The organism is Massilia sp. LXY-6 (assembly GCF_051233485.1).
Lineage (GTDB): Bacteria > Pseudomonadota > Gammaproteobacteria > Burkholderiales > Burkholderiaceae_D > Telluria.
In genome coordinates this window covers 71900-87531 of record NZ_JBKFGF010000023.1, presented here as the reverse complement: position 1 = coordinate 87531, position 15632 = coordinate 71900, and the positions used below count along the sequence as shown (strand labels likewise).

The following is a 15632-nucleotide window of genomic DNA, read 5'->3' as shown; positions in this document are numbered from 1 at the left end:
CGAAACAATGCTGGACCAAGCAATCTTCAAAAAAACCAAGACCGCAACGGCGGTGTCCGTATGTCTTGCCATGCAATACGGCGTGGCGCTGGCGCAAACGGATCCCCCACAGGATCGCAGCACCATTCAGGAAGTGGTCGTGACGGCGCAACGGATTTCCCAGTCGGCCTCCAAAACGCCGATTTCCTTGAGTGTGTTGTCGGGCGAAGACCTGAAGGAGGCTGGCGCAGTCAATGCAGCGAGCCTGACCGAGCTTGTGCCGAACGTACAAATTTCGAATAATGGCGGCGCGACCGTGATTTCGATCCGAGGCGTATCCAGCGCCGACATTTCGGAAAAAGGCGACCCATCGGCCGCGTTCAACGTTGACGGGGTCTATTATGCCCGGCCGCAGTCCGCCGGCCTGGCGTTTTACGATCTGGAGCGGATCGAGATCCTGCGCGGCCCGCAAGGGACCCTGTATGGCCGCAACGCCACCGCTGGCGCGATTAACCTGATCACCAATAAGCCTGTCGACCACTTCGAAAGCAGCGCTGCCATCGGATACGGCAACTACCATGACATGAAATTCGACGGCATGCTCAACAGCAAAGTCAACGACGTCCTGTCGATACGCGCCGCGGTTTCCAGCATCAAGCACGATGGCTACCTGCGCTCGACCCAAGGTTTCTCCAGCGACTACGACGACGACGACAGCACTTCCGGACGCCTCCAGGGTTTCTTCAAATTCAGCCCTGACGTATCGCTATTGTTGAGCACCGACAAGAGCACGCGCAAAGGTGCCGGCCCCGGCAACGTCCCCTACGATATTTTCACCAGCAAGTCGGGTGACGCACAGCGCACCGCGACGCCATCGCTCCAAGGCGATTACAAAAGCGATGCGCATGGCGCAAGCGCCGAGCTCAAAGTCAACACACGTCTGGGTGAACTTACCTACCTCCTCGCGCACCGCAGCCTATCCCAGGACTTCACTTCGGCAGATGGGCAAGCCATCAATGGCGTTCCGAGCACCTATACCTTGGGCCAGGCCAACCTCAGCCAGACCTCGCACGAATTGCGTTTGGCCTCGAGCTTTGGCGCCTGGCGGACCATCGGCGGCTTGTACTGGTTCCGCGAGCAATCGATCATCGATGGAGAATTCCGGAATTTCCCGGGCGTGGGCGCGCTGATTTTCCTTTCAGATCCGGCCGTCTCACGTTCAAAAGCGGCGTTCGGTGAAGTCACTTATCGCGTAACGCCGAGCCTGAATGTGATGGCCGGACTGCGCCGGACCAACGACGACAAGTCGCGCAAGGGCTACACCGTCCTTGGCGATCCCGAGTTCTTCCGTAGCGTCAACGATGCCGCCGTCTCCTATTCGCAGACCACCGGCCGGGTCGGCGCCGATTATGCGCTGGCAAAAAACACGATGCTGTACGCTACGCTGTCGACCGGCTACAAGGCAGGTGGCTTCAATGACGGTACGCCGTCGACCAACGCATTCCTGCAATACGCTCCCGAGCGTCTGACTTCACTTGAAATCGGTCTCAAGGGCCGACTCCTCGACAATCATCTGCAGATTAATGGCGATGTGTTCAAGTACGACTACCGCGATCTGCAACTGACCGCCATCGTAACCGATCCTTTCACCGGATCAAACGCCGCCCAGACCGTGAACGCCGCCAAGGCCAGCGTTTCCGGCGCCGAAATCGAAGGCAAGTACCTGCTCAGCAGCGATGACAGGATCAGTTTTTCGGCCACCTGGCTGGACGCCCACTTCACGTCCTATAAGCCGACGCCAAACGTCGACTGGTCCGGTTACCGTCTGGAGAAATCGCCCAGATTCACCGTCGGACTGGGCTATTCCCACAGGTTTTCTCTCGATAACGGCGCCGCACTCAACGCCACGGTCGGCACCCGTTACTCGGCGTCGTATGTGCTCAGCGACTATGGCAACGGCTTGCAGTTCACGCAGGGTGCTCACCACATGAGCGATGCAAGCCTGATGTACCTTGCGGCAGGCGATAAATGGTCGGTGCAGGCGTATGTGCGGAACATCGAAAACAAGACCATCATGACCAGCTACGCGGCATCCTTCGCCGGCTTTCCCGCAACGGTTAGTCTGGGGACGCCTCGTATCGCCGGCGTGCGTCTGAGCGCGTATTTCTAAACTATGGAGACGGCGCCGCGGCGCCATCTCCACTTCGTCTGGACCGGTTGACAGCCTGTTAGCCGGCCAGAGATTGATTGGCGAGCGCCCGACGCCGCAACAGTGGCGAGAGACGGTAACGATCCTGCCCGTAAAACGCCGCCAGGTTTTCCAGGACTGTCGAAATCGCTCGCACGCCGATCGCATCGGCCCACGCCAGAGGGCCGAGTGGGTAATTCACTCCCTTCCTCATCGCCAGGTCCACATCACGCGCAGAAGCGATTCTCTGCTGAACGGTATCTGCGGCTTCATTGGCCAGCATCGCTACCGTACGCATGACAACCATGCCGGGCGCGTCGTCGATCACCGACACCACCTTTCCCAACCTTTGAAAAAAGCCGACCACGGCCGCCAGTTGCTCACTGTTCGTCTGGTCCGCCGCCGCCAGCGCGATCCGGGTGCAGCTGGCATAGTCGAGCGCGAGGTCGAACAGCACGAACGGCTCGCCCGTCTCGGCCGCGCGCTCGGTGGCGGTTCGGCCGTCGGTGAGCGCAACACGCACGCCGCCTACGCGCAGCGCACCGGATCCACCGATGCGTTCGACGACGATGCCCGCGCCGGTGGCCATGGCGGCCAGTGCCGCGGCGCACCCGAGATCCCCTTCGATCGTGAGCTGCAGCGGCGCTGCCGCTGGAAGAGCATCGGCCGCCGGCGGCGCGGGAACGGTATGGTCATAAAAACCACGCCCGCTTTTCCGCCCGAGCCAGCCCGCATCTACCAGCTCCTTTTGCAGCAGCGAAGGCGTGAAGCGGGGATCCTGGTAAAAGCCATCGTAGACCGAGCAGGTCACCGCATAGTTGACGTCGTGACCGATCATGTCCATCAGTTCGAACGCCCCCATTCGAAAGCCCCCAGCGTCGCGCAGGATGGCATCGACCGTCGCCGGCTCGCCCGCGCCTTCCGAGAGCAGCCGCAAGGCCTCGCCATAGAACGGCCGGGCAACCCGGTTAACGATGAAGCCGGGGGTTGACACACAGTGCACCGGCACCTTCTTCCAGGCTTCCGCGGTGTCGAAAATCGTCTTCGCCATCACGGGGTCGGTGACCTTGCCGCTGACCACCTCGACCAGCGGCAGCACTTGGGCGGGATTGAAGAAGTGCATTCCGACCAGGCGTTCCGGCCTCGCCAAGTGCGCACCGATCGCGGTGACCGAGATCGATGAGGTATTGGTTCCCAGGATCGCATCTAGGCCAACGACCGCTTCTACACGCTTGAGTACTGCGCCTTTGACGTCGAGGTTTTCGACGATCGCTTCGATCACCAGGCCGCAGGGCGCGAGCGCCTCGATAGTCTCCGCAGCGTGGATCCGCGCCAGGCGTGCACTACTTTCTTCGGCGCTCAGGCGCCCTTTCTCGACCTGCCTGTCGAACTCGCTTGCGAGCCTGCCCAATGCACGTTCGATCGCACGCGCATCCGCATCGTGCAACAAGACGCGGTGCCCGGCGCTGGCGGCGACCGCGGCAATGCCGCTTCCCATCGCACCGGCTCCGATGATGCCCACGGCGACCGATGCCGGGAGTGCGCTTGACTCACTCATTGTTGTCCTTTTTCGGATAGTTTATTCAATTGCCGGCTTCGATCCCGCTTCGCAGCATCTGGTTGGCGTCTTCGGTGGCGATCGGACGGATGACGCGGCGAGTAACTTGCCACCCGGCCGCCGTCCGCGCCAGCTCCCAGCGGTTCACCGTCAGGTGATAGGTGGTGAGCGCCTTTCTGACGTCCTTGCCGGGAAGCCGGACTTCCTGACTGTTAGGATCGAGCACCAGGACCTGCAGATAGCCGGTAGCAACCGCCCGATCGCCGTCAATGTGTACATGAGGCATTGCCATGGCATGCGCCATTCCACTTTCGATCGCCGCGGCCTGGCTGCTACTACGCACGATGTCCATGATTTGTTCCCGGCTTTCCTCGGCACGATTTCCGCCGCGGTCCATGACGGCGCCATCGGCAAACATTGCCTCCCAATAGCTTTCGGAAGCCGCGTCCGAGCTGAGTGCGGAACCGGCCAAAAGGTTGAGGATGTCGAGCCGGTCTTCGACGGCACGGAGCCGCGCTTCCTGATTCTCTATACTTGTCATTTGCATTCATTCCTTCTAAATGAGTTTGGAAAAAGTCTCACACCGCTCGAGCACGATCGCGATGCCCTGCCCTGCCCTACGCCAATGCACATGGTGCAGAGGGCATAACGACCCTGGATGCGGTGCAACTGGTTGATGGCCGTCGTAGCCAGTCGCGCACCGGAAGCGCCGAGCGGGGTGGCTGAGGGCGACCGCACCGCCGTTGGCGTTGATCCGCGCGTCGTCGTCGGCGAGCCTCAGGTCGCGCAAGACGGCAATTCCCTGGGCAGCGAATGCCTCGTTCAATTCGATGACATCGAGGTCTGCCAGCGTCAGCCCCGCCAGTGCGAGCACCTTGCGCGTAGCCGGCGCCGGCCCCATGCCCATGATCCGCGGCGGCACCGCGGCCGTGGCGGGCCGCGCTGCCCTGGTCCGCCAGCAAAAGGGCGCAGGCGCCGTCTTTGACGCCGGACGCATTTCCAGCAGTGACAGTTCCCTCGGGTCGCACGACACCTTTGAGCCGGGACAGCGTCTCGATGCTGGTCGATCGCGGATGTTCGTCCTTGCCGACGAGGATTGCGTCGCCTTTTTTCTGCGCGACCATGACCGGCACCAGCTCGGCATCGAAGAAACCAGATTCCTGTGCCGCCAGCGCCTTTTGCTGAGAAGCGAGGGCCATGCGGTCCTGCGAGGCGCGGTCGATCCCGTACTCGGCCGCCACATTCTCCGCGGTTTCCGGCATGGCGTCGACACCATAGCGCTGCTTCATCAAAGCGTTGACGAAGCGCCACCCGATGGTCGTGTCCTCGATCCTGTTCGCGCGCGAAAACACACTATCCGCCTTGGGCATGACGAAAGGCGCGCGGCTCATGCTCTCGACGCCGCCGGGGTGCGGATGGGGTCGCAGCTAAAGGCGTGGCTCATGGTGTTGTCGAGGTGGAAGTCGAAGCGTTGGCGAGCGCGCTGCCGGCCGACACGAGTGCGTCAATCTCCTCGCCGCCGTAGCCCATTTCTTCGAGAATTGCCCGGGTGTCCCAGCCCTGCGGCTGTGCGGGCGCGCGCAGCGCCGGATAGGCGTCGTCGAACCGGATCGTCGAACGGATCGCAGCAATGCGTCCCTCGGTCGGATGCTCTTCCGCCTGGATTAGTCCGACCGCTTCCAGGTGCGGATCGCTTTGCAGCGACGACAAAGAATGGCAGGGCTGAGCGGCGATATCCGCGGCGCGCAACAGCGCCAGCCACTCGGCGGTGATCTTGTCCGTCAAGGGCGCGCCGCGGACCTCGAACCACTCCACGACATTGCGGGCGCGCGCCGCCACACTAGTGAAGCGGGCATCGTCGAGCATGGCCTGGCGGCCCGTGACCTCAAGGAAGGCGCGAACCTGCGCGTCCGTGTTGACGGTGAAGGAGATCCAGCCGTCGGCGGTCGCCACCGGCTTGTTGTGGGGGCTGAGCAGCCGCAGGTCCCCCGGCGGTCCAACGGGTGGGTCGAAGCTTTGCTGCGCCAGGTGCTCCTGCAGGACGAACGCCGCCATGGTCTCAAACATCGGGACTTCGATGCTGCTCCCGACACCGCTCGCTTTGCGCTCCATTAGTGCCGCGAGGATCGCGCCGGCCGCGATCTCGCCCGACACATGATCGCAGATCAGAAGTGGAACATAGGTCGGCGAGCCATCGCGCGCCAGGGTCAGCCCGGCCATGCCGGTCGCGCCCTGGACCACGCTGTCATAGACCGGCTGGCCGGCATAGGGGCCATCGGTGCCGTAACCGGTGATCAGGCAGTACACCTTCTCCGGATACTTCGCCCGGATCGATGCGCCATCGAGGCCGAGGCGCTCCAGGGCTTGCGGGCGCATATTGGCGACGATGACATCCGACGAGGCGATCAGCCTGTCGATGGCCTGCCGCGCGCCCTCCTTCTTGAGATCGAGACAGATGTTGCGCTTACCGCGATTGAAATGGAGATAGGTACCGGAATGCTGGCCGGTTGGCGAACCTCCGCCCAGACCACGCATCAGGTCGCCCTCCGGGCTTTCCACTTTGATGACGTCGGCGCCGTATTGGGCCAGCCGCCAGGTACATACGGGGCCCACGACCACGCTCGTCAGATCGAGCACGCGTGTCCCCTTCAATGGTTCGAAACTCATCGGTAGTCCATACGATTGAAAGTGGCGATGGATAAGATGGTGGTGCATGGCCTCGCACCTGTCATGAAGCAGTTGCGAAAACTTCCGAATCCGGCCCGAACGTTGGCGCCTTTCGCAATTTTTTGGAAGTCCTTCATGACTTGCGGCGGCGCTCCCACCATGATCCTGCGTATTGAATCCGGCGTCCGCCCAACCACCCTGCACCGAGGACTTCACGCAATGACCAGGAACCTTCCCCACGTCCAACTCGACGCCGCCGACACGCGTGGCTGGTCGAAAGCCACGATCCTGGTGCTTGCCGCGCTGACGGTCATCAGCTTCTTCAACTATACCGACCGCGTCGCGGTCGCCGTGCTTATCGAGCCGATCAAGAAGACCCTGCTGTTGTCGGATACGCAGGCGGGTCTGATCACGGGCCTGGCCTTCGCCCTCTTCTATGCGGTCCTGGGAGTACCGATCGGTCGCCTGGCGGACAGCCAAAACAAGGTGAAGCTGCTGATCGTCTGCTTCCTGCTGTGGAGCGGCGCGACGGTGCTGTCCGGAACCGCTACCTCGTTCTTCGGCCTGTTCACGGCCCGCCTGCTGGTGGGCGTGGGCGAGGCGGGCTGCCTGCCTGCAAGCTTCGCTATCATCAGCGAGCGCTTCACGACCCGGCAGCGGCCATTGGTGATCAGTATCTTCCACGCCGGCGGACGCCTCGGCACTGCGCTCGGCATGGCGGGCGCGGGCCTCGTGGGCGAGTTGCTCGGATGGCGTACCACGCTCATCGCCGTCGGCGCCATCGGCGTGCCGGTTGCACTGCTGGTCGCGCTGGCACTGCGTGGGGAAGGCGCACGGCAGAGTCGTCAGGCGGCCAAAGCGCCACGCGCGAAACTGGCGAGCATCCTCGCAGTGCCCGGCGTCGGCTATCTCATCGCCGCGATCTCGATGAGTTCCTTCGCCACCTACGGCATTACCCAATGGCTTCCGGCATTCCTGGTCCGCAGCCACGGCGCGACACTGGGCGCCGCCGGCATGTGGAGCGGCACGACCACCGGCGCGGGCGGTATCCTGGGCACGATCGCTGGCGGCATGGCCGCCACCTGGCTGATCCGGCGCCATCGGAGCTGGGACCTGTGGCTCCCCGCCGTAGTTTATGGCCTGGCCGCCCCGCTTTTTCTTCTGGCGCTGTTCAGCCCGACGCTGGTGTCGGCCTCCAGCCTCTATTTTGCCGCAACCCTGCTCGCCACCTCGGGAGGCGGCGTCGTACTCGCCGCATTCCAGCGATTTACCGTACCGGCGCACCGCGCCACTGCGAACGGCTTCATGCTTATGGTATCCGCGATCACTGGTGTCGGTCTTGGTCCGCTTGCCGTCGGCGTCGCCAGCGACCTGATGAAAGGATGGCTGGGCGCCGACTCCCTGCGCTGGGCGCTGGCCGTTTGCGCCACGGTCTTCCTCCTAGCAAGCTGCCTCTACCTGCAGGCCGCCAGGAAGGCCGCCGGCAACGTGGACACCGCGCAGTAAGGTCACATTCTTCAATCACACTACGGAATCCATCCTATGGCAACAAAACTTAAAGCGCGCTTGGCCGCCGGCGACGTTCTGGTCGGAGCGGTCGTCAACATTCTCGATCCTATGCTTGTCGAAGTCGTCTGCGGCGCAGGCGCCGACTTTCTGTTTATGGATTTCGAGCACGGCCTGAAGGATTACTCGGCCGTGGCGAACGCCCTGATCGCTGCGGAACTGTGCGACGTTCCCGCACTCGTGCGGATCGGCGAAAAGTCGGAGAACCTCGTGGCCCGCATGCTCGACGCTGGCGCGGCTGGCCTGTTGTTCTCCCACGTCAGCACCGCCCAAGAGGCCGAGGAACTCGTATCCTGGTGTCGTTATAAGCCACTCGGAGTGCGGGGTTCCGGCGTCACTCGCGGCTTCCTGCGCCATTACGGCAGCGAATACGACAGGCGCCAGCAGGCTAGCCAGGACGTCGCCTGCATCATGATCGTCGAGGACATGGTCGGGGTTAGGAATCTTGAGGCGATCCTGGCAGTGGATGGCGTGACCGGGGTGGCGATCGGCCCTGGAGATCTCTCGATGGAGCTCGGCGTTGACCGGTGGGATCATCCTAAAGTCCTGGAACTGCTAGATCAGATGGCAGCGACGGCACGCGGCTTTCCAGGACAGGGGCTGTTGCGTTTGTGTCTAGACCCGGCGGAAGCGTCGGGCCAGATCGCGTCCGGAACGAATATGCTCTTGATTACTCACGATGTCCACCTGATCAAGAACATGTACAAATCGCTCTTTGCCGGTTTTCAAGCCGCGGTCGGGGCATCGCGCGAACGCTGACGTAAACGTCAACGTCCGCGCGTGAGATTTCAATTCAGATAGCGCGCTGATGAAGGCTGGCTGCTTCCCCTGGCATGCTCGACGCACGCGAAGCTGTCAGGATTGCCAACCTCGCCGCCGCGATATTCCGGGAAGGCAGGATAGGCGCAGATGGGACGGGCCTGCCCCGGTGCGTCGCTCGCAGCCGGTTTTCGCGCAACGAGCTGCTGCGGTGCGGGTGCACCCTCGGTCCAGGCCACCAGCGTCATCAGGGCGTCGTTCTCGAGCCGCGATGGCACCTCGTGGCTGAAAGGCTGCCCAATATCCGTCACGCCCGGTCCGCCGACGCAGTGTCCCATCCCGGGTACGAGGAACAACCGGGCGAAATCGCGTTCTTCGGCGGCCGTGCTGGTGGCGAGCACGCGGTCGTAGTATTGGACGACATCGTTGAACGGCACGCCCGGATCGGCCAGGCCCGAATACAGCATCAGCTTGCCGCCACGCCGCGCGAACTCGTTCAGATCGCTGTCATTCGCATTCAGGGTGGACGACAGGCGGGCGTCGATCCGGTCCATGTCGCGGTCGAAGTCGAAGCCATCCGCCGAGAAAGCGCGCCCCAGCCCCCAGCGCATCACGAACAGGCGTGCAACGATGCTCGGATCGCTGAATCGGCTGGGCCCGAGCGGCAAGGCTTCGCTGCCCGGCGTCAGACCGGGATAGATGCGCTCGCCCGTGACGGGATTGACGGGGCCCATGTAGAGCCGGCGTATAGCGGACAACTGGAGCGCCGTCAGGCACTGGTCGGATATGCCGCCGGCCGCACACTGCGGCAGCGAGCCCGGATCGAAGCCGCAGCGGCGCGGATCGGTGAGGAAGCGATCACCGGGTGCCCCGCCATCCTTACCTGCGCAGGCCGCAAGCACGCCGCTGGAGACCATAGACCACTGCAAGGGGGACAGCTTGGCGTCCAGTGCGGCATTCATGGTCTGGTAGTTCCACAGGAAATAGCTGGAACTGTGCGTGCGGTTGTTCCCCGGTGCGCCCGCCAGGATGCCGTCGTAGTCGCCCGGATAGCGCTGCGCCATAACCAGGGCCTGCTGGCCACCGGTCGAGCAACCCTCGAAATATGAGCGGAACACGCCCACCTTGTAGAATGCGCCGACGAAGGCCTTCGCCACCCGCGTCATATCGTGCGTGGCGCGGTGGCCGAAATCCTTCCACCGCTCAGGGTGCTCGTCCACCTGCGCGATGTCGGGCGCGACACCCATGTCGGTGTTGGCTACCGCGAAGCCGCGCTTCAATCCTTCGATCATGCCCATGCCATACGCGATCGATCCCGCGGCGCCGCCATTGCCGGTGCCGAGGAAGCGTCCGTTCCAGCCTTCGAGCGGGAGCCAGAGCTCGATGCCGATGTTTGAGTCGGGCGTCGGCGCGGCGTTGGCCTGGACCCGGCAGAAGGCCGGCAGGCTTGCCGCCCGCTCGCGCAGGCCGGGTTCGGGTACGGCCATCGGCAGGATAAAACCGCCGGCGGCGACAACAGCGGCCGAAATCACGCGCGCGCCCGGCACCACGGCTCCCACGAGTGTCTCGCACGCGGCGCCAGCCGGGCCGCTTGCGTGTGCCATGGGTTGAACGGCCAAGCCAAGTGCTAGCCCGGCCGATGCCGCGGCTGTGGCCACTGCTTTGTTTTTATAGAAGCGCATGCTCTTCCTTCGAATGTAGGATACGGCACCTGACAAGCCGAGAGCGCCCGCGGCATGGAGCATCCTGCCGCGAGCAGACGGCACTTACATCGAGAACCGGGCGCCGAGCTTGAAGTAAGGCCCGATGCGGTCGTAGCTGCCGCCCTGGGTCGGGAAGGCAACGGGCGTCTTCTTGTCGAGGATGTTGTCAGCGCGCAGGTAGAAGGTCCATTCGCCCGGCCCGCGCTTGACCCGTTGCTCGACACCGGCACCCAGGTACCACACAGCGGGAATCCGGTTGTTCTCGATCAGCGCGGCGCTGGCCACGCTGTATTTGGCCGGCCCCAACCCGTTCGCATTCACACTCACCGTCGTGTTGCCGTTGCGATAGCGCGCGCCGAGATCCCATCCAAGCTTGGGGATGTTGTAGGTGAGGACGTCGCCGGCGTAATTGACCTTGCCGGTGCCGAGATCGACCGCGTACTCGCGCAGGTAATTCACGAGTGCGCGCACATCGAGCTTGCCGGTAGCGCCGAGGTCGAAGCGGTAGGACGTCTCGAGATCGAGACCGTTGGTGCTGATCTTCGCCAAGTTGGCGTAGGGCGCAACGATCGATTTCAGGATCCCGGAAGCGTCGCGCGTAATGAAACCGCAGATCGTCGCATTGCCGGCCTGGCACTGGTCTACGGTCTGCTGGGGGCTGAGTGTCTGGATCGCTTTCGACAGGTCGATCGAGTAATAATCCAGGGACAGGTTGAAGCGCGGCAGGAAGGAAGGCTGCAGGACGATGCCGGCGGACGAGGTCCTTGCGATTTCGGGCTCCAGCAATGGATTACCGCTCGAGAAGGCCGTGGCGTTGGCCTGTACCTTCGTGCGGGGATCGATCACGACGGTACCCGCGCCCGCGCTGATGACCTGCGAATTGAGCTCGAGGATGTTGGGCGCACGGATGTCGAGCGAGTGCACGGCGCGCAAGCGAATGCTCGCGGTTGGCTCGTAGGTGGCGCCGACCTTCCACGTTGTCGCAACACCCGTGGTGCTATAGTCGGCCTTGCGCACGGCGCCGTTCACGTCGAGCGACTTCAGCAGCGGCATGCCGGCGGCCAGCGGCACGACGGTCTCGAGAAATGCCTCTTTTACCTGGATCTTTCCGCTCAGCGGTTGCTGGTTGTTGTAGGCAAAGCCGCGGGCAGCCTGGATAGCGTCGACGGTCTGGTCTTCCTTGGTCGACCTGTATTCCGCGCCGGCGGCAACCGACACCGGACCCGCCCAGGTCGAGAACGGTTCGCCGGAAACACGCCCGCCGGCGGCGAATTCGCTCAGGTGCAGGTAACTCAGCCCGGTTCCGTAGGCATAGGACTTGGCGGCCAGATTCGGGGCGCCGACGCCGAACAGGTTGATCGGCACGCAGCCGTCGTTCGGGTTTGACAGGGTCGAACGGCAGACGACACGGCCGGTGGCCGGGTTGAGCACGGCATCGACGGCGCGGGTGAAGTTGGCGACGATCGGCGCGTTGTCGTAGCGCCAGTCGTAATTGCTCTCTCCATAGGCCGTATAGACGCTGCCTTTCCAGGTATCTCCCAGCCCGACGTCGACGCCCGCGCTGCCGCGGACGACATTCGAGCGGCGCGTGAATTCGCTGTTGCCGAACTCCGACGAAAACCGTCCGAGCGGGAAGGATCCGATCTTCGCGGCGTCCATCTGAGCCGCAACACCCGCCGGCAGATAAGCATTGTCGCGTTGGATCGAGTAGGCGCCAAGAACCACGGTGGCTGGCGGCACGGAATGGAAGTTGGTCGTGCTCTCGCCGTACAGGACGTCGGCGTGAACCTTCACATCGCTAGTCACATCAAAGGTCAGATTGGCATAGCCAGAGTGGCGCTTCTGCGGCGCCGTCAGGTCGGCAACCCGCTGGAAGAAGGTCAGGTCGCTGCGTTGCCCCGGGCAGGCAACACTCGCGCCGACCACGGGTCCGCAGGGCACATACGGGGCGGTGGCGCCGCCGGGCAAGAATTGCGTGTTCGCGAGCGGTCCGCCCGTGATCAGGCCGCCAAAGGTCATGTTGTTGTAGTAGACATAGGGCGCGACCACGATCGGCTTCTGTCCGTTGGTCGGGGTGTAGCCCGGATTGGGGACCGTACCGACCGCGTAATACAGATCGTTGCGGCGCGTGACGGGAACCGGTTCCGACTGGTAGCCTTCGAGGCCAAGGACGAGGTGCGCTCTGTCGCCGAGATCTCCGCCCCAGGCCAAGCCGGCCTTGCGCGTCCTGCCGTCTGCGTGGGACGACAGGCCTTCCTCGACATTCGCCTTCAGCCCGTTGAACCGGGTGTCGAGCACGATGTTGGCGACACCCGCGACGGCGTCGGAACCATAGGCGGCCGAGGCGCCGCCAGTCACGATGTCGATCCGCTTCACCAGCAGCTGCGGCAATACCGCAATGTCCACCGTGCCGATATTCGTTGTCGGCGTCATGCGCTCGCCGTTCAGAAGCACCAGGGTACGATTCGGCCCCAGTCCACGCAGGTTCAGGAAGCTGCCCCCGCCGGTACCGGCGATCGATTGCCCGCCCGTCATGGGTGTGGCCGTGTTGCGCGCCGCGGGCAGCATCGCGATGGCTTCGATCAGGACCGAGGGTGCACGATCGACGAGAAATTCCTCACCCACCACCGTGAGCGGCGTCGGGGCGGTGTAGCCGGCGCGCGTGACGCGAGTGCCGGTCACGCGGACGACCGACGCAGCGTCGACGCTGGCGCTGTCGGCGGCCGGTCCCGGCGCTACCTGCTCTGGTGCCGACTGCGCGAATACGCCAGAACTGACCATACTCGCCATCAGGATGGCCGAGCGGCGCTTGAATGTGGGTGCGGTTTTTCTTTGCATTGTTACGTCTCCTCGTTTGGATAGTCTGATGGCGCTTGCTAGCGCCTTTCTTGTCAGGCTGGGACAGCCGCGCCGAACAGCGCAGCAACCAGCGGATCTCGCCGGGCCGGCGGCCGCGCCGCGCTGCGCCAATGATTGGCGCCGTGCCAAACCCTGTGGACCTGCCCGCCGTTGTCGCCGCACCCCGGCCCAGCGTTGCCACGCGGCGCGGCCAAGCCGTCGAGGAAGTCCTGTACTGCCGCCGCGTCCGCGCTGAGCGTGAACGGCTTGCCCTTGCCGCGCGCCGTCTGGGGCCGGACCGACTGCGGCGCCACTAGGCCGGCTTCCAGCAGCGTCGCCAGGTAATATCGCGAAGCCGACAGTGAGCAGCCCAGCAGCGCCGAGACACAGGCGGGGCCGATATCGCGCCGCGTAAATTCAAGCACCACGGCGTGCAGGTTAGTGCGCCGGCGTTCACTCGATGGATTCGGCATGGCGGCAGCGATTACATGTTCGGCTGGTGAACTTCGATGACATTACCGTCCGGGTCCTGCAGGAAGACCTGGTACCAGCCCGCGATCGCCCATTTGCCGTAGTCCGAATACTTGATGCCCAGCTGGTCGCAGCGGCGCATGAAGCCTTTGATGTCGTCGGTGCGAAAGCAAAAATGCCCGCGCGCCATCGGGTTGATGATCTGGTTCAGCTTGAAGCCCGTGTCCAGGTCGCGCTCGGCCCAGTGGAACTCGATCGCGCCGTCGGTAAGGAAATCGACGTCACCAGAGTAGCCATTGGAGTTGCGGTCGAAGTTCACGCGCGTGTGCTCCTCGTCCTTGATCGTTCCGAGATCGAACAGGGTCTGGTAGAAGCGGGTCAGCCTGGGGAGGCTGTCGGTGCACAGGTTCATGTGATGAAAATTGAATTTCATGGGGGCTCCGTGGATGAATGAATAGTGGACCAGGCACATCCTCGCGCCTGGGCAGTGCAGTGTCATGAAGCAGTTGCGAAAACTTCCGAAGCGGCGCCGAAGGGCAAGCCTCTCCCCCGCTCAGCGCGTATCCACTTCGGTGTCGATGGCCAGTTGCCCCTTGTCGTTGTAGGCCTTGACGCGCCAGGTTTCGCCTTCCTGGCGTGCGGCGAGCGTCATAGGCCGGCCGCAGAACAGCGGCGCCACATGGCGCGCTTTCAGCAGCGTCGGCGCGACGCCCAGTTCCGTGCGCATGAATTCGGTAAGCAGCAAGGTCGCGAGGCCGCCATTGACCACTAGGTCCGGATAACCTTCCGTCTCGCGCGCATAGGTCTTGTCGAGATGGATCTTGTGCGAATTGAAGCCGAGCGCCGAGTACTGGAACAGCAGGACTTCATCCGGCACCACCGTCCGCGACCAGTCGTCCGAAACGCTTGCGGCAGGCGTCCCGTCGTCTTCGACGGCCGCCCCTTCGCGGGCCGGCAGCAGCAAATAGGTCTGGGTCTCGGCGACCGCCAGCTCCAGCTCGGGCAGGATGCGCAGTTCGTGCAGGATGGTGGCGATCGCCATCGGTCCGGCGGCCGTCGTCTTATGCGACACGCTCTGGATGCAGCTGGTGCGCATGACGGACGACCCGATCGCGATCCCCTTCAGATAAGAGACCTTGCGTCCACCCAGCACCAGGCGCGGCAGGCCCAGATCCGGCATCGGGACACCGAGTCCTGGAAATCCGTCGCTGCGCAAGGCGGAGCGCCGGGTGTCGGCCCCAAGCAGCACGAAATGCCAGCCGCGCGGCAGCGGAGATCCCTCGACGATATCCCCCGGATCGAGGTCCAGCATGGCAGCTACGCGCCGAGCCACGCCGACGCTGCAGCTTTCGACCCGACTTACCGTCTCGCCGTGTTCAAACATTCCTGGCTCCTTCCATGTTCCGTTGTCGGCGCTGCCATTCACATCCTCGGCTGGTGGACTTCGATGACGTTGCCGTCCGGGTCTTGCAGGAAGACCTGATACCAGCCGGCGATCGCCCACTTGCCGTAGTCCGAGTACTTGATCCCCAGTTCGTCGCAACGCCGCATGAAGCCCTTGATGTCGTCCGTGCGGAAGCAGAAGTGGCCACGGGCCATGGGATTGATGATCTGGCCCAGCTTGAACCCGGTGTCGAGGTCGCGCTCGGCCCAGTGGAACTCGATCGCTCCATCGGTCAGAAAGTCGACGGCGCCGGAGTAGCCGTTCGAATCGCGCTCGAAATTCACGCGCGTATGTTCTTCATCCTGGATGGTGCCGAGGTCGAACAAGGTCTTGTAGAAGTGCGTCAACCTGGGCAGGGTGTCGGTGCACAGATTCATGTGGTGAAATTTGAACTTCATGGATCTTCCTGGTGAAATTGGACTGCATTGATGGCGATGGGCTGTCACTATCGGCTTGCGA

Annotated in this window: 12 protein-coding genes and 1 pseudogene; 3 read left to right on the top strand and 10 right to left on the bottom strand. The window is 63.4% G+C overall.

Features of this window, described 5'->3' with window-relative positions:
• The first annotated feature begins 7 nt into the window (after window positions 1-7).
• Window positions 8-2149, top strand: a complete 2142-nt coding sequence (locus ACI48D_RS12015) for a TonB-dependent receptor (protein ID WP_435571452.1) — start codon at window positions 8-10, stop codon at window positions 2147-2149.
• A gap of 58 nt (window positions 2150-2207) precedes the next feature.
• Here ACI48D_RS12015 and paaH read toward each other — a convergent pair whose 3' ends face one another.
• From paaH to ACI48D_RS11995, 4 genes and pseudogenes are all read right to left on the bottom strand, one after another.
• Window positions 2208-3725, bottom strand: a complete 1518-nt coding sequence (gene paaH, locus ACI48D_RS12010; protein ID WP_435571451.1) for a 3-hydroxyacyl-CoA dehydrogenase PaaH — start codon at window positions 3723-3725, stop codon at window positions 2208-2210.
• Window positions 3726-3750: 25 nt separating this feature from the next.
• On the bottom strand, window positions 3751-4272 hold the full coding sequence (locus tag ACI48D_RS12005) for a nuclear transport factor 2 family protein (protein ID WP_435571450.1): 522 nt from the start codon (window positions 4270-4272) through the stop codon (window positions 3751-3753).
• Window positions 4263-5131 (bottom strand): annotated as a pseudogene (locus ACI48D_RS12000) (acetyl-CoA C-acyltransferase); the annotation flags it as partial. The pseudogene ACI48D_RS12000 and the gene ACI48D_RS12005, both read right to left, overlap by 10 nt.
• A 34-nt stretch (window positions 5132-5165) precedes the next feature.
• On the bottom strand, window positions 5166-6392 hold the full coding sequence (locus tag ACI48D_RS11995) for a CaiB/BaiF CoA transferase family protein (RefSeq protein ID WP_435571449.1): 1227 nt from the start codon (window positions 6390-6392) through the stop codon (window positions 5166-5168).
• Between the two features lie 27 nt (window positions 6393-6419).
• On the opposite strand from ACI48D_RS11995, the gene ACI48D_RS11990 reads away from it, so the two are divergent.
• Together ACI48D_RS11990 and ACI48D_RS11985 are read left to right on the top strand one after the other, a co-directional pair.
• On the top strand, window positions 6420-7898 hold the full coding sequence (locus ACI48D_RS11990) for a spinster family MFS transporter (RefSeq protein ID WP_435571448.1): 1479 nt from the start codon (window positions 6420-6422) through the stop codon (window positions 7896-7898).
• Between the two features lie 36 nt (window positions 7899-7934).
• Window positions 7935-8717 carry an HpcH/HpaI aldolase family protein gene (locus ACI48D_RS11985; RefSeq protein ID WP_435571447.1) on the top strand — a complete coding sequence of 261 codons (783 nt, stop codon included), beginning with the start codon at window positions 7935-7937 and terminating at the stop codon, window positions 8715-8717.
• Between the two features lie 29 nt (window positions 8718-8746).
• Here the strand turns inward: ACI48D_RS11985 and ACI48D_RS11980 are convergent, their stop codons facing one another.
• From ACI48D_RS11980 to ACI48D_RS11955, 6 genes are all read right to left on the bottom strand, one after another.
• The gene (locus ACI48D_RS11980) at window positions 8747-10399 is read right to left on the bottom strand and encodes a tannase/feruloyl esterase family alpha/beta hydrolase (protein ID WP_435571446.1); all 1653 of its coding nucleotides are present in this window, start codon (window positions 10397-10399) and stop codon (window positions 8747-8749) included.
• Window positions 10400-10483: 84 nt separating this feature from the next.
• On the bottom strand, window positions 10484-13258 hold the full coding sequence (locus tag ACI48D_RS11975) for a TonB-dependent receptor domain-containing protein (RefSeq protein ID WP_435571445.1): 2775 nt from the start codon (window positions 13256-13258) through the stop codon (window positions 10484-10486).
• A gap of 53 nt (window positions 13259-13311) precedes the next feature.
• On the bottom strand, window positions 13312-13731 hold the full coding sequence (locus tag ACI48D_RS11970; RefSeq protein ID WP_435571444.1) for a hypothetical protein: 420 nt from the start codon (window positions 13729-13731) through the stop codon (window positions 13312-13314).
• An 11-nt stretch (window positions 13732-13742) separates the two neighbouring features.
• Window positions 13743-14162 carry a VOC family protein gene (locus ACI48D_RS11965; protein ID WP_435571443.1) on the bottom strand — a complete coding sequence of 140 codons (420 nt, stop codon included), beginning with the start codon at window positions 14160-14162 and terminating at the stop codon, window positions 13743-13745.
• 120 nt (window positions 14163-14282) lie between these two features.
• Complete coding sequence (locus ACI48D_RS11960; protein WP_435571442.1) at window positions 14283-15113, bottom strand: hypothetical protein; 831 nt, start codon at window positions 15111-15113, stop codon at window positions 14283-14285.
• A 38-nt stretch (window positions 15114-15151) separates the two neighbouring features.
• A complete protein-coding gene (locus ACI48D_RS11955) occupies window positions 15152-15571 on the bottom strand; it encodes a VOC family protein (RefSeq protein ID WP_435571441.1) in 420 nt (139 codons plus the stop codon).
• Window positions 15572-15632 lie beyond the last annotated feature (61 nt).